We start from the raw sequence: 24,717 nt of genomic DNA, 5'->3' as shown, positions 1-24,717 counted from the left end.
AGCACATACATCAGTCGAAGGCGTGTCTATATCTATTCCTCAATAATTCAATTGCGAGCCATTCCCCGATAAGGAATTTACTCAGGTTGAAAAATATAAGCCCAGCAGGGCGCTTCGTCCGAATCAGCGCCTGCGGTGATTTGCACGGGATTACTGCCGTCAATATCCATCATCCATAAATCTTCATCATCGACGTTACCGTGTTGAGTGATCCGGTAGCTGTATATTTTTGTCCTGTTTGCTCCGAGCAACTCACTAACGGCAGTTAAAAACTCCTCTTCTTTCGAGAAGATTTGATCTTTTAGCGGTTGCAGCTTTTCAATCACATCATCGGGAATATGCGCCAGCGGCATCGTTTTATACGACGTTTCGTTTAATTGATAACTATGTCTGGCTGATACAACACGGGTTCCATCGGGCGACCAATCCGACTCTTCCCACCCTGAAAAAGTTGTGACGCGATATTGCGTGTTGACCGGGTCGGCAACATCGGCAATATAAATATCTCCTCCATTTGAACTGTGACGATAGGTTATCCAGAGAATTTTATTTCTATCAGGCGAATACTTCGGCTGATATTCATTTTCAACCAGTGGAATCACCTCTTCTTCACGTCCGGTTGTCAAATCAAGCCGAAAAATGGTTAGCTGCCCATCAACCCACAGGTGCTTCATAAACAAAATCGTTTTGCCATCCGCAGACCACGATGGCGCATATTTACCCCAACCCTTTTCTTGCGGCGGTTCATAAGGCTCACCTATCGCAGGGGAAATTTCCATAATCCAGAGATTGCCGAATTTACCGCGACCATCAGGGTCTATTGAGCTTTTTCGAGCAAATGCGATTTTCGTCCCATCCGGTGACCAACCGGGGCCGAAAGAATAATGCTCGGAATTTGGATAATCGAACTTATCAGTAACAGGAATTTCCTCTCCGGTAAGTAAATCTTTAATGAAAATGCTTGAACTGGCATTGCCTTCATCAATCGCCCTTGGCCTTTCCCGTCGCGTAAATGCGATACGGGTTCCATCAGGTGAAACTTTGACACTCTCATCCGCCACATCACCAAAGGTCACTTGTTCAGGTTGTGAACCATCCGGGTTAATCATCCAGATGTGGCGTTGAATGGTTCCCTGCTCTTTGGCTCTGTTTGAAGCAAAAAATATTTTTTCTACCCAACGCCCTTTCATTCCGTTTGGTGCAGGGCGCTGTTGCGGCGCTTGATTGAAAGCGTTCGTCGTGTGTGCCGCCTGAACTTCACGGTTATGTTTGTGCAGAATGAGCGCGTTGGTCGCAACCAGAATGGCGATTGCCAAAAGATTAACCAGATGCGGCACGGCTTTTTGAGTCGCGGCTTTCGCCCAACGCTGCACCACCAGAATCAAACCGCCGGGCAAGCTGATATAGCCAAGCTTTCTAATCAACTTCTTCAACGATTTTTTCAAGCGGTCTTTATTCATTTTTACAATGACCGCCTGTTCCATCGCCGGTTTATCCTGAATACCTAAAATCTCAACGTAATGCTCGGTGCCGCGCACCCCATCGAGCATCAATGCCACGATTTTTTTATCCACCTCATTGAGCGGCGATTGAATTTCGCGCAGCAATTCATCCTCTAAAAGCTTACGCTCAGGCGTATCGCTGCGGCGTTTGCGCGACAGGATTTCGCTGTCGATTGCCTCGACCGGCACAAAAGCTTTTTGCCGATTTAATATGGTGAACAAATCTCTTGCAGCAATCATAAATAGATAACCGAACAATCCGTTCTTACTTCTGGCAGGCACATATTTTTCCGGCTGTTTCAAAAAACTCATTAACGCATCAATCGCCGCCGAAGCGATGATATGCGGGTCGTGAATCTGTTTATAAAATCGCCGGCTCAGGCTTTTGACCAGGAGTTGAAGAAAATGCTCGGAAATTTCCGACACCACGCCGTCATCGCGCGCTTCAAGTAAACGCGCGTGTAAAGTGTCACCCAATTGCTTGAGTTCGGATTTACTGAGCGGCATTCTCTGTTTCGCCTCTCGAAGTACGGGATTTCGCTTCCGCTTAAATTACAGCCTCAGATTGCAATAGTGCCTGGTATAAGACTCATAACTCTCCAACCGGAATTGCTGTTGCTTAAAACCCGTCTCCCCGGCGCAAGGTATCGTACCGCGTGCTGTCAGTATATATTCCTCAAAAACCCGCCAAAGCGCGAAAGCTTTGGAAAAAATATTTTTAGCTTTTGAAAATCCAAATGGAGAGGTTGCCGCAAGCCCTAATGAGCCTGATGACGCATTTGTGCAGTCTGATTCCCGGTTGGCAAGCGGACTGGCAAGGTAATTGGCGCGCAAGTTTTGACTTGGGCATCATTCGTCTTAAAGAATGCTGAGTAGTCTCCCAAACTGGTATGGCTTGAAATCACGATGTTATAATTTCTGCGTCGGAAGAGGGCTAACGAATGGTTTTCAACATAAAGGATTCACGAAGTATGAATAAGATTTTTAAGAACAGAATGATGGGTTTACTTTTATCGATTGCCTTGCTTTTCGGGCTAACGAGTTTGACCCCTGCGCAAAACCCCGCAAGCGACCCCATCGATATTTCTCACTATAAAATTTATGCCGAATTAGAGCCGGATAATCATATTTTAAAAGCGCAAACCACGGTGACCTTCAAGGCGCTCAAACAGACGCAATCGGCAGTTTTTGAAATGAATGGTTCGTTAATCATCACCAGCGTCAAAGCGCCCGATGGACGAACCGAACTGCAATTCATTCAAGACCGCGTCAATGAATTGAACGTCAAAATCAATCTGGGGCAACTCTACTCCGCTGGTTCGGAAATCACTTTGACCTTTGAATATTCAGGTCCCCTTGCAACGCCCGAAGGCGGTCCCATCAATGACACACGCCTCGCCTATGTCGGACCCGAAGGCTCATATCTGTTTTATGCGGCGCGTTGGTTTCCCTTTCACGGTTATGTCTCCGACCGCGCCACTTCGGAAATCAGTTTGACGGTTCCCGAAAACTGGGTCGTCGCAGGCCATAGCGATAATCCCGTGGCACCTGTTTCAACCTATGTATTTCAAACTCAGATGCAGCAAAATAAACCCGCAGTACAGGCGGCAACCACGCCACCTCAAATGATGGTTGCGCCGCCAAAGAGCAATCAGGTAGCGCCGACCACCCCTGCAAAAAAATCTGCATCGCCCGCAACCACAACGCCGGTTGCGCAAAAATCGACAACCACCAGTAAACCCTTGACGGAACCGGCTAAATCGATATTCGGCGCACCCAATCCCAAAGATAAACGCCAGACCTTCACCTTCGTGGAAAAACAACCGGTCTTGGTCGGCTCGTTTGCCGCCGGTCAATTTATCACTCGCACCATCAATTCCGGCGGTATACAGATTGACCTTTTTGCTTTGCCCGGAAGCGAAAGCCGCCTCGAAGAATACGGCAAAGAGATTGCCCAAATCATCAGTTTTTATAACGCCAAATTCGGGCAATACCCGTTCGGCAATCGCTATGTGTTTTCAGAGGTCGATGACGAAACCCTGGAAACTTACAGCACCGCGGGCATCGGCTTTCTCTCACACAGTATTTTGACTTCGGAAAGAGCTTTGCCGGTTGAATTGCTGGCGCGCGAAGTCGCCTATCAATGGTGGGGGCAGGCTGTCGGTTTGAAAAATTTCGACGATGCCTGGCTCTGGCATGGCTTGGGTGAATACTCATCTGTGCTCTATCGCGAATCACAACAAAGCGCCGCCGAATTTCAAAGCACCCTCGCTGAAATTCTCGAATCCGGTCTGTCGTTTGAACAGGAAGCCTCTATCGCCAGAGCGCCTTCGCAACTCAACGACCAATCACCGGCTTATCGTTCAGTGGTGTTTTACAAAGGCGCTTATGTCTTTCATATGCTGCGCTCAACCATCGGCGATGACAAGTTTTTCAACCTGATTAAAAACTATTACGCAACCTACAAAGGACAAACCACCGGCATTGATGATTTTGAAGCCTTAACCGACAAAGTCGCCGGTTCGAGTATGCGAGGATTTTTCAGTCTCTGGGTAGACTCGACGGGCGTACCGGAATTTACTTCTGATTACACCATCATTCGCACCAAAGACGGCAAATTCAAAGTGCGCGGCACAGTCAGACAAACCCTCGAATCTTTTAGAGGTCCGGTCGAAGTCGCGCTTGAAGCTGAAGGCGGGCGCACGTCGAAAACCACCATCGATTTGCGCGGGCAATCGGCGGATTTCGAGATTGAATCCGAAGGCAAGCCGCTGGAAATCGTCGTTGACCCGGATAATCGCTATATGCGAATTTCCGATACCCTGAGAACCGCTGTGGTCGTGCGTCGCGGCATCGAACATTTCAATCGCGAAGAGTACGCGCAAGCCGAAGAGCAGTTCATTGCCGCGCGCAAACTTAATCCGCGTTCTTCGTGGGCTTGGTACAACCTCGGTCTGGTGTATATGGCGCAACAGAACTGGGAAAAAGCCAGAGATGCGTTTACACAGGTGTTGAATGGCGACCTTGAACCGTCGTGGGTCGAAGTCTGGTCTTATATTTATAAAGGCAATGCCTATGATGCTGAAGGGCCGGACGGGCGTGAACGCGCCGTAAAAGAGTATGAACGCGCCCGCGCCAATGGCAACAATTACAACAACGCGCAACAAGCCGTCGAAAAATATCTGGCGCAACCCTATAAACGCGAGCGCGGCTCAACGAAATCCACCGCTTAAAATTTCATCCGCCTCATGGCTCGTCACCAGGAGGCGGACACCTTAACCTGCGATTCGGAATTAAAAGATGCTCAAATTACTCCTTGTTTTTTGCATCACTTCACTAGCCCTCTTTGCTCTGCCCCATGACCTCAATGCTCACAGTGAAGCGACACCCTTATTTGCCAAATGTGTAGGTCGAACGCCATGTGCAGCCTGTAAGAATTGCTCAAAATGCAAGCACTGCAATGAAGAGCGCGGAACCTGCGGAGTATGCAAACCGCCTAAAAAACCTAACCTCTAGATTTACTTTTCACGACTTGCCAAGCCGGGGATTTCAAAATAACCTTCCTCTGCATCACTCAATCAACAACCCGACAGAAAGTGATTTACATGAAGCCTAAAAAAGAATTGCTAAATAGTCGCAGAGGTTTTCTCAAAACCACCGCTCAGGCGAGCGCCGTGGTCTTCGTTGGCTCCAGGGTGAAAGCCGCTGCCGAGCCGCCTTTTATCATTCGAGATTTTGAACTCGAAGAGATAACCATCGCGGAACTGCAAGCGGGGATGAAAACCGGAAAATACACGGCGCGGTCACTGGTCGAATCATACCTATCGCGTATCGAAGCGATTGATAAAAATGGTCCCGCCGTCAATTCCGTCATCGAACTCAACCCCGACGCCCTGGCAATTGCCGACGCTCTGGATAAAGAACAACGTGAAACCGGCTCCCGTAGCCAATTACACGGCATCCCCATGTTAATCAAAGACAACATCGACACCGCCGACCGCATGCGCACTTCTGCCGGTTCCCTGGCGCTTGACCAGTCCACTCCGGCAAAAGATGCTTTCGTCGCACAAAAACTCAGAGAAGCGGGAGCAATTATTTTAGGCAAAACCAACTTGAGCGAATGGGCAAATTTTCGTTCGACCCATTCGACCAGTGGTTGGAGCGGACGCGGCGGACTGACGAAAAATCCTTATGCGCTGGATCGCAACCCTTGCGGCTCAAGTTCCGGTTCGGGGGTTGCCGCAGCAGCAAACCTCTGCGCCGCCGCCATCGGCACCGAAACCGATGGCTCAATCGTTTGCCCTTCAAATATGAATTCGCTGGTTGGCATCAAACCCACAGTCGGTCTCGTCAGTCGCGCCGGCATCATTCCGATTTCGCATACACAGGACACCGCAGGCCCGATGTGCCGAACCGTCACCGATGCGGCAATCGTTTTGGGGGCGCTGACCGGCATTGACCCGCGCGATAAAACCACTTTGCAGAGTCGCGGAAAAGCTTTAACCGATTACACCAAATTTTTAGACGCCAATGGACTCAAAGGCGCGCGGCTTGGCATCGTCAGAAAATCGTTTGGCTTTAATCCTGCGGTCGATATTTTAATGAACGAAGCGATTGCTGCAATGAAACGCGCCGGCGCAATCATCGTTGACCCGGCGAATATTCCGCACGTCGGCGAATACGACGATTCGGAATTTGAAGTGCTGTTGTATGAATTCAAAGCCGATTTGAATGCTTACCTTGCCGGACTTGGCGCAAAAGCTCCGGCAAAATCTCTGAAAGAATTGATTGATTACAACCAAAAACACCGCGACCGCGAGATGCCCTATTTTGAACAGGAGATTTTTATGCGGTCGGAAGCCAAAGGCGATTTGAAAAGCCCCGCGTATTTAAAAGCCCTTGCGAAAAACTTGCGCCTGTCGCGCACCGAAGGCATTGATGCGGTGATGTTGAAACATAAACTCGACGCCTTGATTGCACCGACAGGTGGTCCGCCGTGGACGACCGATTTAGTCAATGGCGATCATTTTTCGGGCGGATTATCCAGTCCTCCGGCGGTTGCCGGTTATCCGCATATCACGATGCCGCTCGGCTATATTTTCGGTTTGCCGGTCGGCATTTCATTTGCGGGTAGAGCCTATACGGAACCGACGTTAATCAAAATCGCCTATGCCTTTGAGCAGATTTCAAAGGTGCGCAAGCCGCCGAAATTTCTGCCAACCGCTGACCTGCGTTAGTTGTCGGGTAAGCGCAGCGCCACATGCAATCGTCTTTGTGAAACTTCGCGCCCTTCGAGTCTTCGTGGTTTTGTTTTTTTGAATGAGAGTTGGCTTCAGGGCACGCGGCTATCCGCCATTTTTAATTTTGAGAAGATAACCATAAAACAGAACAGTATGGTTAAACTCGCAGGCAGATAAAACAGCCAGCCGTATCCGAATTGATTCATTGTGTAACCTGAAACGGTTGGCCCAATCAAAGAGCCGATGCCGAACATCAACGAGAAAAGCGCATTGGCTGCGCCTAACTTTTCGTGTCTTACTAATTCCCCGATAATTGATAGTCCGACAGGATAAAAGCTGCCAGCCGCAGCGCCAAGCACTGCCCCATAGATTAAAAAGCTCTGCCAGTTTGAACTCTGTGGCATCAGCAGGAAAACCACCGCAACGATGACGCTTGAAATAAACAGCACACGAATCTTGCCAAACTTGTCCGCCGCGTGTCCGATAGGCACTTGACTTAGAATGGTGCCGATGATGACTGCCGTGATGATGCTTCCCATCAACGTTTCGCTGATGCCGAGTCGTTTCAGATAAAGCGGGAATAGCGTCACCAGCGATGACATCAGATAACCATAAAGCGCGCCTGCCGAAACCGGAATGATTAAGACAAAGGAAAACTGTTTGATGGAAGCATCCTGGTGATGCCCTCTGGTTCCCGAATGCGGAACAAATATGGCAACCGCGATAGCCGCCAGAACACTCAGTAAACAACAGGCAAAAAACGGTAGTCCCGGTTGCAGGGTAAACAATAAAGCGCCTGCCAGTGGTCCCGCTGCCCAACCTGCGCCAACCGAGAGCGCGTAATAACTCATGCGTCTGGCGCGTTCGTGCGGTTCGCTGAGTTGTCCGATCATGGTTTCCGTGGCAACCGAAATGGCTGCCGCGCCTACGCCTTCAATAAACCGCAGAATAAAGAACAGCGCGATGGAATTGGTAAAGGCGAAAAATGCCAGCGAAACGCCGTAAACCACCAGTCCCCAGATTAAAAATAACTTTGCGCCGCGCCGATCTATCCAATGTCCGAGGGGAAACGATGCCAGGGTGAATGCCGTAAACATCGTCGTTCCCACAAGCCCGACGATGACGCTGTTGGCGCCATGTTCAGCCAGAACGATTGAAATCAATGGCGCGACCAGCCCAACGCCGAGGTAACTGATTGCGATGCTGATGTAGATTGCCAGAAACGCCCGTTCTTTCGACACCTTCCCTCCAAATAATAAAGCCGAGAAGGTAACATCATTCATTCTTCGCTAACAAGGCAAGCATTAGTTTTTCTTGCAAAACCGTAGCCGCACACAGAGAATAAAATTTCCCTTGTTTTGATATTGAGGAAAAAACCATGAGTCAAGAAATCTTGAGCAAAGACCAGATGTTTTTAGAACCTGACCCGGTGATCGAAGCCTATAAAAAAGATATTGATCGAACGTTGATTCGCCAAAATTTAAAACTTACCGTTCAGCAAAGAGTTGAAGAGTTGATGCGCTTGCAGGAATTTGCCTAAGAATTGCAACGCGCAGGCAAACAGGCAAGGGTGACGAATGACTAATTTCGGCGAACTGCTACATTCTCTTACAAACAACCATGTCGAATTTATTATTGTAGGCGGCGCGGCTGACAAAAGATTTTGAAGCGGTTGCAGAATTAGAGGCGATACTGGAAGAGCGCAAAACCCCAAACTAAATTCGCTTTCACATCCGTCATTGCTCAAACAATTTGCGAATCCCATTTACTTCGCCGGTCATACTCAAAGCCAGCGCCAGTTTGATTCGCGCTTTTTGAGCATTCAGGAAATCCGCGAAAATGACGCCCATTCGTCGAAGTTGTTTGCCCGCTCCTTCATAGCCATAACTGTCATAGACGCGACCACGCGGGCAACGCGAAGTCAACACCACCGGAATATTTTGTTCAATCGCGCGCTGAATGCCGTCAACACACGCAGGCGGAACATTGCCTCGCCCCATCGCTTCGATAACCAATCCTTTGGCTCCCGCATCAATCGCCGCGTGAATCAACGTCGAATCAACGCCTGCTGCAACCTTAATCAAAAAAACCGGCTCAACGACAAATCCGGCGTTCAGGGGTTGGCGATTTAAAATCGTCCGGCGAAAAATTACCTCGCCTTTATCGACAACTCCAAGACAACCAAAATCCAATCCTTGAAAAGCATCAATCGATTCAGTGTGCGTTTTGGTGGCTTCGCTTGCGGCAACAATCGTGTCATTCATCACCACCATCACCCCTTTGCCACGCGCTGCGTCAGACAATGCGACGCGCACCGCTGATAGCAAATTAGGCGGTCCGTCCCAGGCGGCTTCCGAACTGTTGCGCATCGCCCCGACAAACACCACAGGTTTTTCGCTATGAATGGTTAAATCGAGAAAAAAGCTGGTCTCTTCCAGCGAATCCGTACCATGCGTGACCACGACTCCATCAACCTCAGGGCGTGATAAAGTGGATTGCACCTGTTTTGCTAATTCCCACATCAGAGGTAACGTCCAATGCGGACCCGGATATCTGCCGAAATCAATAATCTCGGCTTCGGCTTCAATCGCGATTTCAGGAACGTTGCCGATAATTTCCTTCCCGGATAGCGCAGGAACAGCCGCGCCAAGCGTTGGATCAATCTTCATCGAAATCGTCCCGCCGGTAAAATAAATCGCGATGCGTTTTTTGTCATTCGTCATTGGTCAATTGTCCCTTGCTTTCGGTCAACCAAGTTACCGCAATTACTGTCCGATTCATTCTTCTTATGATCGAAGTTATTTCCGTTCAGATCATGGACTCTTCATTTAACGCAATACCTGCTCTGCTGCATCGTTCAGGGCTGCTGCCAGCTTGCTCACATCCGTCGCGCCGCCTTGCGCCATCTCCGGTTTGCCGCCACCGCGCCCTCCGGTCATCTGACAAACTGCGGATAAGAGTTGCCCCATATTTTGCGAGAGATTCATAGAACGCGCGAAAATCAAACGCGCGCCGTTGTCGTCTTTGGTCGCCAGCAACGCAACTACCGAATCCTCGGTTGTGAGTTTTGAAACCAGTATGCGAAGTTCATCAACATCGCGATTGTCGAACAGCAATTTAATCAGTTTTAATCCGTTGGTTTCCGGCGTGGCATTTATCAACTGTAGGGCTTCGGTGGTCATCGCCAGTTCCAGTAAATCTTTGATACGCCGTTTGAGGGTTTTAACTTCCTGAAGGTTTTTTTCTACCAATGGCGGCGCGCCGTCTCTTCCGACGCTGAACAATCGCGCTGTAGTTACCGCCGTTTGATTTGCCAGTCGGTAATCTTCCAAAGCGCGATGCCCGCAAACAAATTCAACCCGTGTCAGATTGCTTTTCACCCGCTCGAAAGATTTGATGACGATCAAACCGATTTGCCCTGTCTGTTTAGCATGGGTTCCCCCGCAAGGCGACCAATCAAAATCTTCAATCTCAATAACCCGAATTATGCCGCTCACCGCACTCTCTTTGCGAAGCGGGAGTTGAGTCGCCTCTTCATCATTCACCAGATGAACGCGCATCGGTCGATTTTCAAAGACGATGGCATTGGCAATCTCTTCGGCGGCGCGCATCGCCTCATCGTTCGGTGTGGCAAGTTCAATGTCGATGGTTGAACTTTGTGAACCGAGATGAAACGAACGGGTTTCGGCATTTACGGCTTGAATGAACGCCTGTGAAAGAAGGTGTTGACCGCTATGTTGTTGCAGATGCTCCAACCGCCGGGCTGCATCAATGTGGCATTCGACGATTTGCCCCACGGAAAGTTGTTCCGAGGCATTCGTAATATGAAAAATCTTGTCATTCTCTTCGATGACTTCAATGATTTCAATACCGCTGAGCCTGCCGGTGTCAAACGGTTGACCGCCTCCTGTTGGATAGAAAGCGGTCTGGTCAAGCACGATTCTCGTCTGTCCATTAACGGTTTGTACCTCAAGAACGGTTGCCTGGAAATCAAGTAAAGCAGAATCGGAATAATAGAGTCGTGTGGTTGGTTGCATGCTCACAGCCTTAAAAAAATTGTATGCGTAATTTGCCTGCCTAAATTAACACGAACGATTGAGGATTAAAAAGCAAGGATTGGGGTAAACTAAAAAAGCTGGATGATTGCTTACACAATTCATCCAGCCCGAGGCAAGAGTCCGCTCAAAGCCAAGGTTAAGCTTTGCCAACCTTCAATTGATTATTGACGCTTTTCACTCCATCCGTAGCTTTTGCAATACGCTCAGCCTCCTGTTTTTGCTCGGTTGAATCAACCGTTCCGCGCAAGGTGACGACTTGATTCTTCACATCGACATTAATTTTGCGCCCCGGGGTGTCTTTGTCACCGATTAACTTCGCCATGACCTTGGTGTATAACCAGGCGTCTTCCAAATTATCGCCAATCGAATCACCCGAAGATTTGGCTCTTTCGCGATCTCGTTTCGCCATATCATCGGTATAGCCTTCACGCGAAACTTCACGCGGTTTGACATCGATTTTGTCATTGATGATTAAACCCGCATGCGAACTTTTCGCCAATTCAACAGCTTTGAGTCGCAACTCCTGCGAATCAACCGTACCGCTCAAGGTTACGGAATTGGTATCGACATCGGCATCGACATCGATATTGGTATTTTTAATTTGCGCATCGGCATCGAATTTATCTTCAATTGCTCTTTCTAAATCCGCATCGCTTATTTGGGCTTGTCTGTTTGCATTGCTGTTGGTTGAATTGGTATTGGATTCATATCTTTCACATCCGGTAAAAATCATTACAGAAAAAATCACAATCACCAGCGATTTAAAACTCTTCATTTTGCCCTCCTTTCCAAACCAAAAAGAACGACCGATTTTTCAAGCAATCGTCCTTCTTAAATTCAATTAATCGGTTAAATCATCGACCGTTTCTTTGATTTTGCGTTTGGCTTCGCCATAGTTTTGTTGAATTTGTCCTTCCGCCTGTTCCTTCCTGCCTCGGCTTTCAAGATTCGGATTATCCATCAGGTCACCGGCTTCTTCCTTAAATTTTCCTTTTACTTCTTTCCCCTTCCCTTTAATTTCATCTTTATTCCACATAATTATTTCTCCTCTGTTGATAATTTCGGGCGTCAGAATCAAGCAGGAACTTTTGACTCTGAACGCCCAGGATTAAACAATTCGGTAAACTCAAGATTTACCTAATCGCACTTTGTTCAATAGACAAAGCAGGGTTGAAGACTGCAATCACCATGCCATTTGGCACAAGCGATGATTCTTTCGTTATTTAAAAATCATTGACTGAATTAAAGGCGCGGGCGTGGGAAGACTTTGACTGCCTGATGTTTTTACTTCATCCATTTTGTACCCCCAACAAACAAAAAATGTGTATAGATAATCAACTTTCTTTCTTAAACGGAACTCCCTGAATGCTTCTGTACGAAAATAAATTCCTCAAAAAAACTGTCTTGAATAATTTCATTACGATTGTATGACTATCCTTCAAAGTGCAGGGAGCACGCCTGTTCTGCAATCGCTCAAACCGCAGACTATGCTTAATTTTCAGCCATTTAACCTGAGTTTTTTGAGCAAGGCATATCTTTTGCCTGAATAGCTTGGGTAGCGAAGAAAATGATTGGTGAGGCAAGGTTATGAATACTGCAAAAATTATCCGTTTCCAACTAGACTCTGGAACCATAACAACTTTAAAAACCGTCCATATTCCCCAAGAAGTAACTGATGGGATGAATATTGAAAAGACCATTTATATCTATAGACCGGTCTATGAGGTTTATCAATTTTGGCGCAGATTATCCAGCCTGCCAACCATCGCCAGCAATTTGGAAGCGGTGAAAGTTACAGACAATCGCCATTCCCAATGGGTAATGAAAGCCCCCTTGGGAGAAATTAAATGGACTGCCGAAATTATCGAAGAAGTCGAAAATCAATTAATCAGTTGGTGTTCATTGGAGCCGTCGGCGGTTCCCAATGAAGGATTTGTCAAATTTGAACCCATGCTTGACGGAAGAGGCACAGAAGTTCATGTCTGGATTCATTTTAAACCGCCATTGGGAAATTTCGGCTCCTGGGTTGCCAATCTATTTGGCAAAAATCCTGAAAAACTTCTCGAAGAAACGCTCTGCAATTTGAAAGATAAACTGGAAAGCAAAGGTTTGGCAGATACTCAAGAACTGCCGGTTTATACAGATTAATTTTTCCAGGATGGTTTGGTTAATTGGACAGTGGAAGTCACAGCAAGAAGGAGAGAGAGATGAATTTATTATCAAATATCGAAGAAATTCGCGCCCGCGCCAGAAAAAAAATCGAGGAGGGCGCGTTGACCAGTGATTATGCGCTTGACCCGCAACAGGCAATCAATGTTTTGAATGAAGCATTGGCTACTGAGATTGTCTGCATCTTACGCTATCGTTTTCATTATTACACCGCCACCGGCATTCATTCGGCTGCGGTGGCTAAAGAATTTCTCGAACACGCGAATGAGGAACAAGAACACGCAGACAGGATTGCCCAGCGCATCAAGCAACTCGGCGGCAAACCGGAAATGAATCCGGCGATTATCGCACAGAATGCACACAGCGAATATCGGGAAGGTCATACGCTTTCGGAAATGCTCAGAGAAGATTTGATTGCCGAACGAATAGCCATTGAGACCTATCGTGAAATGGTTAATTTCTTTGGCGAAAACGATTCGACCTCGCGTCGTTTAATGGAAGATATTCTGGCAGTTGAAGAAGAGCACGCTGATGAGTTGGCGGATATGTTATTCGCTATTGAACCGGATAGTGATAAAGCCCGTCGCTTGTACTTCAAAGATGAGATTCCAACAAATGCAGAAGGCACAGCGGTCAAGGCGGCGACGGCGCGACAAAAGAAAGCTTAAAAAATCGGCTCATCACTTTTTTAAACAGAGAGGAGAAAACCAGTGTTGTGGACACTAATTTTAATTCTTTTGGTTTTATGGGCGCTTGGACTGATCGGTAATGTAGGTGGGTTGATTCACCTCTTACTGGTTGTGGCGTTGGTATTATTTATCATTCAGTTGCTTACCGGACGTCGAACGACGGTCTAGGCGTATCCGTTAATTCATCATTAACCGGGGGCAAAGTCACTCGCTTCTAGTGAATTCTTTGCCCTTTTTTCATTTTTCAAAATCCTTATTGAAAGGAGCAAACAATGAAATTCAAAAGTTTCATCTTCTTATGTGCTTCAATCGTTTTATTATCCGGTTATCCTGCACTCCCACAAATCCGCGTTGAAACCCGTACAACCGAAGTCGTCATTGCCCAACGCGCGACGCTTGCCATTAAATACCCGGAAGGTGATGGCACTTCAGTAGATTTAATCGGTTCACCTGTTCAACCCCGGGTTCGAGGAAAAGCCGAAATCAAACGCAAAGAAGGCAGAACCAGAATTAAACTCGATCTCGACCGCCTGGATAATCCGCAAACCCTTGGAGCCTATTACACCACTTATGTGCTTTGGGCGGTCGCCCCCGAAGGGCAGGCAGATAACCTCGGTGAACTGTATGTTGATGGGAATAAAAGTGAAATTGAAGTAACCACAAGTTATCAAAATTTCGCACTCATCGTCACTGCCGAGCCTCATGGGCAGGTCAAGTTGCCCAGCCCGGTCATCGTCGCTGAAAATGTTTTGCGTGAAAATACCAAAGGCACAATCTCTTCAAGTCAAATTGAATATCGCGGGGATTCAGGAATTTACTATGTAGCCAAAGACGGCAGCCTTTCGCCGGATTATGCGACGCCTCTGATTATTTTAGGCGCGCGTCGTTCGGTTGAAATCGCCCGTCGCGCTGACGCAGGCGAATTTGCTCCCGAAGAATTGCGTCAGGCAGAGAACAGATTATCTACTCTCGAATCCATCTGGGTGCGGCACAGGCGTCACGAAAAAATGTATGCCGGCGAAGCCCGCGATGTCATCCGGTTGGGCGAATTGGCACGCAGCCTTGCGGTAGAACGAGCCGTACAAGCACGTCTTGACGGAGAACGCCGGGCTGCCTCCCAAGAAATTGCCCGTTCACAAAACGAAGCTGAACGCGCCAGAATGGAAGCCCAGGATTATCGCGCGGCTTTGGTGCGTTCAGAAAACGAATTGCTCGCCGCGCGCAAACGGCTTGAAGATGCACAGACCGAAGCCGACCGCGCCAAAGCCAGCGCAGAGGTTGCGCGATTAGAGGCAGAGCGCCAACGACTTGAAAAAGAGCAAGCCCGACAGACGGCTGCGCAAGCCCAACAGGCAACCGAAGAAGCTCGACGTGAAGCTGAAAAAGCCCGACAGGAACGCGATGCTCTGCAACAGCGACTCTATATTTCGATTTCCGAAATTCTCGAAACCAGACGCACAGCGCGTGGCTTGATTGTTAATCTTTCCGACGTTTTATTCGACTTTGACAAAGCGTCGTTAAAACCCGGAGCGCGCGAAAAATTGAGTAAACTCGCAGGGATTTTATTGGCTTATCCGGGTGATTACGGCATGGAAATCGAAGGGCATACGGATGCCATCGGCTCGGATGAATATAACCTCAAACTTTCCGCAGACCGGGCAGCGTCAGTGAGAGATTATCTCACGCAGGCGGGTATCTCCGGCACGAAAATCATTGCGGTTCGCGGGCTTGGCAAAACTCAGCCGGTTGCAACCAATGACACGCCCGAAGGCCGACAGGTGAATCGCCGTGTGGAAATTATTATTGCCGATACTGAAGTTTTAACTCCGGCTTCCATCAATCGCCGGCAGTAACCGATTACGGCACTGGTAAAGCGTGAAGGTGTCTGAAATCTACGGGGGAATGAGTAGCATTTAGACAGGCACCTTCATGCCCTTTAATCCTGTAGGTCGAGAAAGGCGAATAAATCTTCCTGGGTTTGGACATCGAAGAGTTCATATAAATTCTCCGGCGAACGCGCGAAAATCTTTGCGGCTTTCAAAGCTTCACCCCAGGAAGCAAAAACCGATTCATACTGCTCGATTTTATACTGCGAATACGTTTCAATATCGGTTCTCGTCGGTACACGATTGAGCGCCACGGCAATGCGTTTAAGTTCCAATTGCAATTTTCGTTTCGTGACCGTCCCGGTTTTTCTTGGTTTTGCTTGTGGCAGAGGCAATTGACGTTCGCCGATTCGCTTCTCCGCAACGATGTTGTAACCGGTATCCTGTTCAATCGTCACAAAATTTCTGCCGAGCCTTTGCGCTACCAACGCAGTTGTCCCTACGCCTGCAAAAGCGTCCAACACCACATCACCGCCATTGGTGGTTAAACGAATAATTCGATCAATCAACGCTTCAGGGGTCGGGCAAGGATGGATTTCAAGTGATGATGAACGACGACCGGCGCGACGGTCACGCGGAATGTCATACCAGATGTCTGTGAGTTCACCTCGCCAGGTTGAAGCCGAAGCGCGACGTTTGCGAATACATACGCGGCGTTTACAAACATCTGCGCGGTCAGGCGGAAAAACCGCTTCAACAAACGGTTGCCAGCCTTCTTCCATTGAACAGTAATTGAATCGCGATGGCGTTTTACCTTTGGTGAAATAGAGCAACGTATAATGCGCGGGCATCAATATGCCTTTGGGTTCCGGCAAGGCATTCCAGACGATCCAGTTTTGCAAGTACAGATGTTTCGAGCGGCACAAAAAATCGGCAAGAAAGAATGACCATTTCGGCAAATTCAAAACCACCAGCGCGCCGCCCGGTTTTAACACCCGTTCATATTCGATTAACCAGCGTTTGCACCAGCCGGTGTAATCATCCTGCTCAAGCGCATCCGTATAGCCGTTATAGGTTTTGGTCAAATTAAAGGGCGGGTCGGCAAATGCCAGATCAACAGTCTGCGAGGGAATTTTTTTCAACACCTCCAGACATTTGCCTTTGTGCATAGTATTTAAAATAGCTTTAGGAATCTCTCGCGATGGTTGCGGTTTAGGTTTTTGCCAGTGTAAAGGATGAGCAGTCGGAGCTTCCTGAAACAACGAAAATTGCAGCGGGCGTTCATCGAGTGACAGCAGTAATAGCTGTTTGCGATTGACACTGAGTGAAAGTTGCAGGATACGTTCAAAAATTTCCGCAGGCATCTGGTCGTTGCCATCAACGATTAAATCCATCCAGACATCGGAAAGCATCACCCCTTGCGGATTCATCAAATGCGATTTGCCGCCCCAATCTTTCAAGGTTTTCCCACAGGCTTTGCACATCGAATGCGACATTCGCAATTTATTGATAGGCGCGCCCGGTTTGGATAGAAGCAACAAACCTGTATGTTCAGGTCTTAACCCCATCGCTTTTTCTTTCGTCGCCGTACGAACCGCAACCCAGTAGCGAAAGGTTAGTAAATCCGCTAGCGCCACTGCGTAACGCGCCAGTTGCGATGGCAACCCGTAAACAAACATCAAGCCGTCGTTGGATAAATTGACGGCGGCTTCACGTAATAATTTCAGGTTTCGTTCGGCAACCGAATGGTTTTTAATTTTCTGGGTATTGACGGGCGTGAAGCGGTCTTCCGGGTTGAAGGCGACAGAGGCAATGCACACATCAATTGCGTCGCCGCTAAACTTCAGGTGAGTTTCAAATCCATTGTTGTCAGCCAGCCACTGCAGTTGTTCAACGTGCAACATTTCAGGGGTTCTTTTCCGTTGAATCTCAAGGGCGCTTATGATGCAACAAGGAATGCAAAAAGACAAGTCAATCTTGAGCGGGTGAACAAGCGGTCGTTGATTGCTATTCGCACATCCACCGCTACCTCAACCGGCTTTGAGCGAAAACCATCGCTGACCGAGCTAAACTTGATGATAGGATTCCTGGGGTTCTAAAAATCTGGGCTTGGGGTCGCCGAGCACAACCCGCGAAAACGGCGGAACCGATTCGGTCAACCAGACATTGCCGCCAATAATACTGCCGCTGCCAATGACGGTGTCGCCTCCTAAAATCGTCGCGCCTGCATAAATCACTACATCATCTTCGATGGTCGGATGGCGTTTATTGCCGCGCAGCAATCTGCCGTTTTCATCTTTGGGAAAAGAGAGCGCGCCAAGCGTCACCCCCTGATAGAGTTTGACATTATTGCCAATCACTGTGGTTTCGCCAATCACCACGCCGGTTCCGTGGTCGATAAAAAATCGTTCGCCGATGGTTGCGCCCGGATGAATATCGATTCCGGTTTTTGAATGAGCGATTTCCGTAAGCATTCTCGGCAACAATGGCACATCTAAAAGATAAAGTTCGTGCGCCACGCGGTACGCCATCATCGCATAGACCGCCGGGTAACTGAGAATAATTTCATCAATACATTGCGCCGCCGGGTCGCCATCAAATGCCGCGCGAATATCTTTGGCAAGTAAACAGCGAATGCGCGGCAAAGCTTCGAGAAAGCGATAAGCGCATTCTTCGGCTTTGGCATCCGATGTAAAACAGCGTTCGCCATCGAGCGCATCCATATGAAAAAGGCTTTTGGTTATCTGGTCGCTCAGATGTTCAAACAACCAACCGACGCGCTCCTGTACGCGATAGATGATGCGCTGATGAGTGACATTGCTGGTCGTGTAATAACCGGGAAAAATAATTTCTTCCAGAGCGTTCATAATCGCAGCAGCATCTTCACGCGAAGGCAAAGGCATGCGGTCGATGTGATGAATTTTGGGAATCGCTTCATCGTAGGAAGCGGCGACGCGCTCCATAATCTGCGCCAGTCTGTTTTGTCGCGCGGCAATGTCGAGTTTGTTCATAAACACCCGATTCGCTAAAGATTAATATCCACACTATACACATTTGCCATATCTACTATCAATCTTCGGCTCTCTGTGGCTATATCTATTTTTTACAAACAATTTTATTCGCTTTAATTGGCTACTTCTTCCATAAAAGGTTAAATTGCTTGCCTGGTTTTTTTTCAAATACCGGCGTTACACTTAAAAAGGAGACCGTATGAAACCTCTGCCACTGTTATACGATTTCAGGAAGCAGTTCCCTTCTTATTACGGCACACAGGAAGAGTGCATCGCCTGGCTAGCGGCGGCACATGCGAAAGCTGAAGCGATTGTTACCAACGATGAGTCCAAAGTATCGGAAATGGCTCCGCGATTTGAAAAGCTGATTCGGCGGTTCGGCTGTTCGCCCAAACATATCGGCTGGCGCGGCACCGAACTGGAAGATTTCTCGCATCGCGAATGGCAACAGATGCAGGTCTTCAATATCGAAGAAGCGCCCGAAGGCAAAGGACTGGACACGCGAAATCAATTCTTCGCCAATACCGTCAATCGCGCCGTCGAACGATTTTACGAGAATGACGAACCGCCGCCTGCCGATTTAATTCATGTGACCTGCACGGGCTACGCTTCACCGAGCGCCATTCAGCGATTGGTTGACGGCAAAGCCTGGCACAGCCAGACGCGAACCACGCAGATTTATCATATGGGGTGTTACGCCTCGATTCCTGCTTTGCGTGTAACCACCGGATTAATGCTCAACCAGCAGAACCCTGAACCGGCACGCGCTGATGTTGTTCACACGGAACTTTGCTCGCTGCATTTCAATCCGAAAAATCATTCGCCGGAACAACTGGTGGTTCAGAGTTTGTTTGCCGATGGTTTCATTCGCTATTCGATGGCAATTGATGAGGATGTTGCAAAAGGCAGACCGACACCGGCATTTGAAGTGCTTTCGGTTCGTGAAGAGATGGTTGCCAATTCGCTGGAAGATATGACCTGGGTGGTTTCGGAATTCGGTTTTCGCATGACGCTTTCGCGTGATGTGCCGAATAAAATCGCCAATTCCATCAGCGGATTCCTGGAACGATTATTCGCGCAAGGCGGCGAAAATTATGCCGAGTCAAAGCCCACGGCGGTGTTTGCCATTCATCCGGGCGGACCGAAAATCATTGATACGGTTCAGGAATTGATTGATGTCAGCAATGAACAAACTACCCAAAGCCGCGCCGTCCTGTTTGAACGCGGCAATATGTCATCAGCGACGCTGCCACATATCTGGTCGAAAGTTTTGGATGACGACAACGTCAAATCGGGAACGCTTGTGGCAAGCATCGGTTTCGGACCGGGACTGACGATGGCAGGCGCATTGTTCAGGAAGCGTTAGCAATGAATTCGCGTTACCTGTTAATTCCCTTTGCGCTGCAAATGCTGGCGATGGCTTTCGATGAATTTTATTTTCATTGGCGGAGAAAATTGCCGCGATGGGAAAGACTCGGTCATCCCCTCGATACGCTCACAGTTTTAATTTGCTGGCTCTTTTTATTATTGGTTCGCCCCTCGCCAACTGCTGTTGGAATTTATGCGGGGCTGGCGATTTTCTCTTGTCTGTTTGTCACCAAAGATGAATGGGTACACAAACAAGTTTGCGAGGCGAGTGAAAACTGGCTGCACGCCGTGTTATTTATTCTGCATCCGTTGATGCTCCTGAGCGCCGCATTGTTGTGGGGAGAACTTCATGTAGACACTTCCAATTACTCGCTTTTTAATCTCATTCGCTATGAAGGATTCGAGAGCAGTTTTTTTGTTGGCAATACCTGCCTTACAATGTTATTCGGGGTGTATCAACTGGTTTACTGGAATCTGTTATGGAAACCGCATCCAAAAACGCAGTCAATAACGACCTCTACGACGAATTAGGTGAACGCTGGTACACGGCAGGTGATGACCCGGTCGCCCTGCTTCGCGCCGAATCGCGTTCACGCAATCCTTGGATAATCGGTGAAATTGATAAAGCGTTTCCCAATCCAGGCATTCGCATTCTTGATGTCGGTTGCGGCGCAGGGTTTTTATCGAATGAATTAGCAAAACAGGGGTTCAACGTCACCGGCATCGATGCTTCGGAAAGCAGCCTTGCGGTCGCCCGCCAGTACGATTCTACCCATTCGGTGAAATATGAACTCGGTGACGCCTATCGGTTGCCCTATGCAGATGAGTCTTTTGAAGTGGTTTGCGCGATGGATTTTCTCGAACACGTCGAACCGAGAGGCATCATTCAAGAGATTGCGCGAGTGTTAAAACCCGAAGGGCTGTTTTTCTTTCACACCTTTAACCGCAATTTTTTATCGTGGCTCATCGTCATTAAAGGCGTCGAATGGTTCGTTAAAAATACCCCGAAGAATCTGCATGTTTTGCACCTTTTCATTAAACCCGCTGAACTTCGCGAAATATGCGAAGCCAATCATTTAAGGATTCAATTTCTGAAAGGCTTCGCGCCAAAACTGAATCAACTGGCATTCTGGCGAATGTTACTCACGCGCACCGTGAGCGACGATTTCAAATTTGAATTTACCAATTCAACGCTTACCGGTTATGCAGGGTTTGCGAAAAAGTTGGGATAGCTGGGTAGGTGTTAAATTTTCACCATTGATCAATTTAACTATCTTTGCTACGGGTCAATCGTTCATTTCCCTTGACTGCAATATCTTCAAAACAGGAATCTAACTCGATATACAAGTCCCATTGATTAAGGTTTAATTGTTTAGCCAGCCTTTCAATGATTTTACTTTCCAATCCTTCCTCACGCTTCCCTTTCCACAATTTATCGACCAAAGCAACTAACAATTCTTCCACTGAACATTCCATCTGTTCCCATTGACCATGGGATTTACAAATTCGCGCTAACTTTGGGTCAATGCCTTTAGATAAGAGCAACGTCTCTCCATCACCTTCATGTTTTTCTCCCGGCATAAAAAACTCATCAGCATGCAAAATTTTTCCGGTATCATGCAAAGCCACACCAATACGCACTAATCTTTCATCAAAAGCCAAATTAAAGCTCTTTAATTTTTTGATGATGATTTCTGCTGCTTCACCAACCAGCGCAACAGGCAACAATAATTTTTCCGGTGCACCAAGTTCTCTTAAAAATGCGTAGGCTTCATTTACATCACGGATATCTCTTTGCATGATTTTCAGCCTAAACTCATCGCATCGAGTTTCAACAAGGTCTGTAGCAAAACATTTGCGCCGTTCACGATGTCTTCGGGAGTTGAATATTCGCGGGGCGAATGGCTGATGCCGTCTTTGCTGGGAATAAAAATCATGCCGACCGGACAGATGCGCGCCATCTCCTGCGCATCGTGACCCGCGCCGCTTGGCATCGATTTCGTCGAAAAACCTAAAGATTTCGCGGTTTCATCAATCAGTTTTCGCACCCGCAAATCGGTTGGCGCTGGCACGATGGAATTGACTTCTTTATACGCGAAAGTCGTTCCCGTGGCTTTGCCAATCTGTTCCGCTTCGGCTTGAATTTTTTGAAAGAGCATCTGAATTTTCGCGGCATCTAAATCGCGGAGTTCCAATCCTAAAATCACCTTGCCGGGTATCACATTAAATGCGCCGGGTTGCGCCTGCAATTTGCCAACCGTTCCCACCTGCCGACCGGGCGTACTCGTGACTATGCGATTGACCGCGTCAATAAAGCGCGCCGCCGCAAGCATGGCGTCTCGCCGTTGATTCATCGGCGTAGTTCCCGCGTGATTCGCAAACCCTTCAATCGTCACTTCCCATTGATTGATGCCGACAATGCCTTCGACTACGCCGATATTGATTTTCTCGTTGTAAAGAATGCCGCCCTGTTCGATATGCAATTCAAGATAAGCGGCTGCGTTCCCACGTCTGCGAAGCGGTTGCGAAAGTTTGTCCGGGTCGCCGCCGATAAGTTTAATGCCTTCGCGAATGGTTTTGCCGCCGGTGCTCGTAAGTCCCAGTTGTTTTTCAGTCAAGCCCTCGCTTATCGCGTGGCTGCCATAGGTGCCGCCTTCTTCGTTGGAAAAGATGATGACTTCGAGCGGATGACGCAAGCTCACATTATTTTCGGCAAGCGTTGCGGCAACTTCAATCGCGGACATCGAGCCGACCTGACCATCGTAATTGCCGCCTTCGGGAACCGAATCGATGTGCGAACCGATCATCAGCGGAGCAACCCTTGCGCGGTTTTCACCTTCGCGTCTGCCGATGATATTTCCAGCGGCATCGATGCTGACCGCCAGTTTCGCTTCGCGCATCAAGCGCATAGTATATTCGCGCCCCTGCAAATCAGCCTGCGAATAAGCCACTCGACTGACGCCGCCTTGCGGGTTTTTACCAAACTCTGAAAGCTCTTTGAGATGCAGGTTCAATCGCGAGCCATTGACGCGCAATAGGGCATTCGCTTGATGAAAAGGCAAGATTGAAACACTCACAGCGCAAAACAGATTGAAGTTAAATTGGCGACGATTCATGACATTCTCCAATTAAGGGACTGAATAAAATTAAGCTCAAGAAATACTCGGCAATTCTGAATTGGTTACGCAAACTGAATTTATCATCAAGGTTCGTAACAAAAATCATTGCGCTACTACTCAAAGCTGGCTTCCCAGCGGATGCAGCGGATACTGCGGATAGACACGGATTTTCTGACAACTGATAAACCCGATTCATTGTTGATAGACCCGCGTCAACTTTGATAAACCCTGAATAAATTTATCCGTTCTCATCCGCTGAATCCGCCGCATCCGCTGGGAAATGCACCTTAAAAATCAGCTCAGTCTTTATCCGTGAGAGCATTGTCATCTTTTTTTGCACCAGCAAAACGATTACGCCTTTTCAAGCAGGCGTTTTAATAAATTGACATTGTCACCGAGCGCGGAAATGCGGTTTTCATCAACCCTCAGTCCGAATTCTTCAGCCTGTTTTTCCGTGAGTCCGGCGCGTTCGAGTTCCAGTTTGCTGAATCCGACGGCGGCTACGGTTTTGCGCCCGTCGAGATTTCGCGGCGCAATAATTTTCGGCGCTCTTTTAATTGGCTTTGAATTTTCTGTCTGCTTTTTGCGAGTAAACAAACTCATTTCGATAACTCCGTGAGTGCCGCGCGCACCAGTTTTTTCATCAATCCGATTTTGTATTCGTTATGTGAAAGCGGTTCGGCAGCTCTGACACTTGCCAGAGCCGCCGCTTCAATCAATGAATCGTTCAACGATTTTCCTTCGATAACCTGTTCCACTTCATGACTTCGCCAAGGCACAGGAGCGACCGCGCCAAAAACCACGCGGGCATTGCGAATCGTTGAGCCTTCCTGAGTGATGCTCACAGCGATACTTGCCAGGGCAAAATCCCAGGCTTCGCGCATCGCATATTTGATAAACGTCGAGCGTTGATTCGGGCGAAGCGGGAGTTCAACTTCGGTGAGGATTTCATCTTTCGCCAGTCGATGCATATGGCGAATGTCATCTTTGGGAAGCATAAAGAAATCCACTAAATCAATTTGCGATTCGCCGCGCGGACTTTGGGTTTTCGCTTTCCCGTCAAGCGCCACCATCACCGGCGCAAGGTCTGATGGGGTCACGGTAAAACAACGGTCGCCGCCAAACAAGGCGTGTTCAGTATTGATGCCGCGCACCGCATCACAGATGATGCCGCCTTTGCGATAGCATTGCCACGCGCCGCGATAATAAGGACAACGCGAATCCTGCAAAAGATTGCCGCCAATGGTGCCAAGGTTGCGAATCTGCGGTGTGGCAACGCGCGATGCGGCTTGCACTAACGCGGGAGCCAGTTGTTTGAGTTGGCTGTGGCGTTCGATTTCGCCAAGCGTCGTCAGCGCCCCAAGCTTTATCATCGAATTATTCGACTCAATTTTTTTCAAGCCCGCGACGGTTTTCAAATTAATCACATAGCGCGGCGTTGCCCATTGATTTTTGAGTTTATCCAGCAAATCACAACCGCCCGCCAGTATCGCCGCATCCTCGCCATGTCGATGCGCCCATTCAATCGCCTGTTCAACGCTTGAAGGCGCAAGCAACTCGAAACTTTTCGGTTCATCAATCGCTATTTGCCAACTCATTGATTTATTCGTCCTCTAAATACCGGAAAATTATTTACCGAATACCGAATCAAAAAATTCATCTTTATCAAGTTGAGTTTGCCAAACCCGATGTCTTTTCACTGATTCCATACGTTTTTTTACGGGTAGAGACATAA

21 protein-coding genes and 1 pseudogene are annotated in these 24,717 nt (G+C 48.1%); 10 read left to right on the top strand and 12 right to left on the bottom strand.

Features of this window, described 5'->3' with window-relative positions; genetic code table 11:
• Nucleotides 1–77 precede the first annotated feature (77 nt).
• Entirely contained in the window at nt 78–2,009 is a 1,932-nt protein-coding gene (locus AB1757_11175; GenBank protein MEW6127587.1) for a hypothetical protein, read from the bottom strand.
• Nucleotides 2,010–2,473: 464 nt separating this feature from the next.
• On the opposite strand from AB1757_11175, the gene AB1757_11170 reads away from it, so the two are divergent.
• Nucleotides 2,474–4,735 carry a M1 family aminopeptidase gene (locus AB1757_11170; GenBank protein ID MEW6127586.1) on the top strand — a complete coding sequence of 754 codons (2,262 nt, stop codon included), beginning with the start codon at nt 2,474–2,476 and terminating at the stop codon, nt 4,733–4,735.
• Nucleotides 4,736–5,107: 372 nt separating this feature from the next.
• Nucleotides 5,108–6,739 (top strand): amidase, encoded by a 1,632-nt coding sequence (locus AB1757_11165; protein MEW6127585.1) that lies wholly within the window; start codon nt 5,108–5,110, stop codon nt 6,737–6,739.
• Between the two features lie 95 nt (nt 6,740–6,834).
• Here AB1757_11165 and AB1757_11160 read toward each other — a convergent pair whose 3' ends face one another.
• Nucleotides 6,835–7,983, bottom strand: coding sequence for an MFS transporter (locus tag AB1757_11160; GenBank protein MEW6127584.1), 1,149 nt, complete (start codon nt 7,981–7,983; stop codon nt 6,835–6,837).
• 137 nt (nt 7,984–8,120) lie between these two features.
• Here AB1757_11160 and AB1757_11155 point away from each other — a divergent pair, with 137 nt between their 5' ends.
• Nucleotides 8,121–8,282 carry a hypothetical protein gene (locus AB1757_11155; GenBank protein MEW6127583.1) on the top strand — a complete coding sequence of 54 codons (162 nt, stop codon included), beginning with the start codon at nt 8,121–8,123 and terminating at the stop codon, nt 8,280–8,282.
• A gap of 196 nt (nt 8,283–8,478) precedes the next feature.
• On the opposite strand, the gene AB1757_11150 is transcribed toward AB1757_11155, so the two are convergent.
• The 4 genes from AB1757_11150 to AB1757_11135 all read right to left on the bottom strand — a co-directional run bounded on the left by AB1757_11150 (nt 8,479) and on the right by AB1757_11135 (nt 11,836).
• A complete protein-coding gene (locus AB1757_11150) occupies nt 8,479–9,465 on the bottom strand; it encodes an asparaginase (protein ID MEW6127582.1) in 987 nt (328 codons plus the stop codon).
• Nucleotides 9,466–9,570: 105 nt separating this feature from the next.
• Nucleotides 9,571–10,779: a DHHA1 domain-containing protein gene (locus AB1757_11145; protein MEW6127581.1), complete on the bottom strand. Its 1,209-nt coding sequence runs from the start codon at nt 10,777–10,779 to the stop codon at nt 9,571–9,573.
• 157 nt (nt 10,780–10,936) lie between these two features.
• Entirely contained in the window at nt 10,937–11,575 is a 639-nt protein-coding gene (locus AB1757_11140) for a BON domain-containing protein (protein MEW6127580.1), read from the bottom strand.
• A gap of 66 nt (nt 11,576–11,641) precedes the next feature.
• A complete protein-coding gene (locus tag AB1757_11135; protein ID MEW6127579.1) occupies nt 11,642–11,836 on the bottom strand; it encodes a CsbD family protein in 195 nt (64 codons plus the stop codon).
• A 551-nt stretch (nt 11,837–12,387) separates the two neighbouring features.
• Here AB1757_11135 and AB1757_11130 point away from each other — a divergent pair.
• From AB1757_11130 to AB1757_11115, 4 genes and pseudogenes are all read left to right on the top strand, one after another.
• A complete protein-coding gene (locus AB1757_11130; GenBank protein MEW6127578.1) occupies nt 12,388–12,948 on the top strand; it encodes an SRPBCC family protein in 561 nt (186 codons plus the stop codon).
• Nucleotides 12,949–13,007: 59 nt separating this feature from the next.
• Nucleotides 13,008–13,520 (top strand): annotated as a pseudogene (locus tag AB1757_11125) (ferritin-like domain-containing protein).
• A 159-nt stretch (nt 13,521–13,679) separates the two neighbouring features.
• Entirely contained in the window at nt 13,680–13,826 is a 147-nt protein-coding gene (locus AB1757_11120; protein MEW6127577.1) for a lmo0937 family membrane protein, read from the top strand.
• Between the two features lie 104 nt (nt 13,827–13,930).
• Complete coding sequence (locus tag AB1757_11115) at nt 13,931–15,511, top strand: OmpA family protein (GenBank protein ID MEW6127576.1); 1,581 nt, start codon at nt 13,931–13,933, stop codon at nt 15,509–15,511.
• Between the two features lie 83 nt (nt 15,512–15,594).
• On the opposite strand, the gene AB1757_11110 is transcribed toward AB1757_11115, so the two are convergent.
• Both AB1757_11110 and epsC read right to left on the bottom strand, forming a co-directional pair.
• Nucleotides 15,595–17,388, bottom strand: coding sequence for a DNA methyltransferase (locus AB1757_11110; GenBank protein ID MEW6127575.1), 1,794 nt, complete (start codon nt 17,386–17,388; stop codon nt 15,595–15,597).
• A 162-nt stretch (nt 17,389–17,550) separates the two neighbouring features.
• Nucleotides 17,551–18,495 carry a serine O-acetyltransferase EpsC gene (gene epsC, locus AB1757_11105; GenBank protein MEW6127574.1) on the bottom strand — a complete coding sequence of 315 codons (945 nt, stop codon included), beginning with the start codon at nt 18,493–18,495 and terminating at the stop codon, nt 17,551–17,553.
• Between the two features lie 199 nt (nt 18,496–18,694).
• On the opposite strand from epsC, the gene AB1757_11100 reads away from it, so the two are divergent.
• Genes AB1757_11100 through ubiG form a run of 3 tightly spaced genes read left to right on the top strand, consistent with a single transcriptional unit; the run spans nt 18,695 to nt 21,095 of the window.
• The gene (locus AB1757_11100) at nt 18,695–19,861 is read left to right on the top strand and encodes a 3-oxoacyl-[acyl-carrier-protein] synthase III C-terminal domain-containing protein (GenBank protein MEW6127573.1); all 1,167 of its coding nucleotides are present in this window, start codon (nt 18,695–18,697) and stop codon (nt 19,859–19,861) included.
• 2 nt (nt 19,862–19,863) lie between these two features.
• Nucleotides 19,864–20,394 carry a hypothetical protein gene (locus tag AB1757_11095; GenBank protein ID MEW6127572.1) on the top strand — a complete coding sequence of 177 codons (531 nt, stop codon included), beginning with the start codon at nt 19,864–19,866 and terminating at the stop codon, nt 20,392–20,394.
• Nucleotides 20,343–21,095: a bifunctional 2-polyprenyl-6-hydroxyphenol methylase/3-demethylubiquinol 3-O-methyltransferase UbiG gene (gene ubiG, locus AB1757_11090; protein ID MEW6127571.1), complete on the top strand. Its 753-nt coding sequence runs from the start codon at nt 20,343–20,345 to the stop codon at nt 21,093–21,095. Before AB1757_11095 ends, ubiG begins: the two co-directional genes overlap by 52 nt.
• A 34-nt stretch (nt 21,096–21,129) precedes the next feature.
• Here ubiG and AB1757_11085 read toward each other — a convergent pair whose 3' ends face one another.
• The 4 genes from AB1757_11085 to AB1757_11070 form a co-directional block, all read right to left on the bottom strand.
• On the bottom strand, nt 21,130–21,663 hold the full coding sequence (locus AB1757_11085) for an HD domain-containing protein (GenBank protein ID MEW6127570.1): 534 nt from the start codon (nt 21,661–21,663) through the stop codon (nt 21,130–21,132).
• Between the two features lie 5 nt (nt 21,664–21,668).
• Nucleotides 21,669–22,979 carry a M20 family metallo-hydrolase gene (locus AB1757_11080; GenBank protein ID MEW6127569.1) on the bottom strand — a complete coding sequence of 437 codons (1,311 nt, stop codon included), beginning with the start codon at nt 22,977–22,979 and terminating at the stop codon, nt 21,669–21,671.
• A gap of 354 nt (nt 22,980–23,333) precedes the next feature.
• Nucleotides 23,334–23,585 carry a hypothetical protein gene (locus AB1757_11075; GenBank protein ID MEW6127568.1) on the bottom strand — a complete coding sequence of 84 codons (252 nt, stop codon included), beginning with the start codon at nt 23,583–23,585 and terminating at the stop codon, nt 23,334–23,336.
• Nucleotides 23,582–24,580, bottom strand: a complete 999-nt coding sequence (locus AB1757_11070; GenBank protein MEW6127567.1) for a xanthine dehydrogenase family protein subunit M — start codon at nt 24,578–24,580, stop codon at nt 23,582–23,584. Before AB1757_11070 ends, AB1757_11075 begins: the two co-directional genes overlap by 4 nt.
• Nucleotides 24,581–24,717: the final 137 nt, after the last annotated feature.

This window comes from Acidobacteriota bacterium (genome assembly GCA_040754075.1).
Lineage (GTDB): Bacteria > Acidobacteriota > Blastocatellia > UBA7656 > UBA7656 > JBFMDH01.
This window is presented reverse-complemented; position numbering and strand designations above follow the sequence as displayed.

Excerpts from the sequence above, each read along its gene's own strand:
- AB1757_11175 (MEW6127587.1), bottom strand. The coding sequence starts at position 2,009 with ATGCCGCTCAGTAAATCCGAACTCAAGCAATTGGGTGACACTTTACAC.
- AB1757_11170 (MEW6127586.1), top strand. The coding sequence starts at position 2,474 with ATGAATAAGATTTTTAAGAACAGAATGATGGGTTTACTTTTATCGATT.
- AB1757_11165 (MEW6127585.1), top strand. The coding sequence starts at position 5,108 with ATGAAGCCTAAAAAAGAATTGCTAAATAGTCGCAGAGGTTTTCTCAAA.
- AB1757_11155 (MEW6127583.1), top strand. The coding sequence starts at position 8,121 with ATGAGTCAAGAAATCTTGAGCAAAGACCAGATGTTTTTAGAACCTGAC.
- AB1757_11150 (MEW6127582.1), bottom strand. The coding sequence starts at position 9,465 with ATGACGAATGACAAAAAACGCATCGCGATTTATTTTACCGGCGGGACG.
- AB1757_11145 (MEW6127581.1), bottom strand. The coding sequence starts at position 10,779 with ATGCAACCAACCACACGACTCTATTATTCCGATTCTGCTTTACTTGAT.
- AB1757_11140 (MEW6127580.1), bottom strand. The coding sequence starts at position 11,575 with ATGAAGAGTTTTAAATCGCTGGTGATTGTGATTTTTTCTGTAATGATT.
- AB1757_11135 (MEW6127579.1), bottom strand. The coding sequence starts at position 11,836 with ATGTGGAATAAAGATGAAATTAAAGGGAAGGGGAAAGAAGTAAAAGGA.
- AB1757_11130 (MEW6127578.1), top strand. The coding sequence starts at position 12,388 with ATGAATACTGCAAAAATTATCCGTTTCCAACTAGACTCTGGAACCATA.
- AB1757_11115 (MEW6127576.1), top strand. The coding sequence starts at position 13,931 with ATGAAATTCAAAAGTTTCATCTTCTTATGTGCTTCAATCGTTTTATTA.
- AB1757_11110 (MEW6127575.1), bottom strand. The coding sequence starts at position 17,388 with ATGTTGCACGTTGAACAACTGCAGTGGCTGGCTGACAACAATGGATTT.
- epsC (MEW6127574.1), bottom strand. The coding sequence starts at position 18,495 with ATGAACAAACTCGACATTGCCGCGCGACAAAACAGACTGGCGCAGATT.
- AB1757_11100 (MEW6127573.1), top strand. The coding sequence starts at position 18,695 with ATGAAACCTCTGCCACTGTTATACGATTTCAGGAAGCAGTTCCCTTCT.
- AB1757_11095 (MEW6127572.1), top strand. The coding sequence starts at position 19,864 with ATGAATTCGCGTTACCTGTTAATTCCCTTTGCGCTGCAAATGCTGGCG.
- ubiG (MEW6127571.1), top strand. The coding sequence starts at position 20,343 with ATGGAAACCGCATCCAAAAACGCAGTCAATAACGACCTCTACGACGAA.
- AB1757_11085 (MEW6127570.1), bottom strand. The coding sequence starts at position 21,663 with ATGCAAAGAGATATCCGTGATGTAAATGAAGCCTACGCATTTTTAAGA.
- AB1757_11080 (MEW6127569.1), bottom strand. The coding sequence starts at position 22,979 with ATGAATCGTCGCCAATTTAACTTCAATCTGTTTTGCGCTGTGAGTGTT.
- AB1757_11075 (MEW6127568.1), bottom strand. The coding sequence starts at position 23,585 with ATGAGTTTGTTTACTCGCAAAAAGCAGACAGAAAATTCAAAGCCAATT.
- AB1757_11070 (MEW6127567.1), bottom strand. The coding sequence starts at position 24,580 with ATGAGTTGGCAAATAGCGATTGATGAACCGAAAAGTTTCGAGTTGCTT.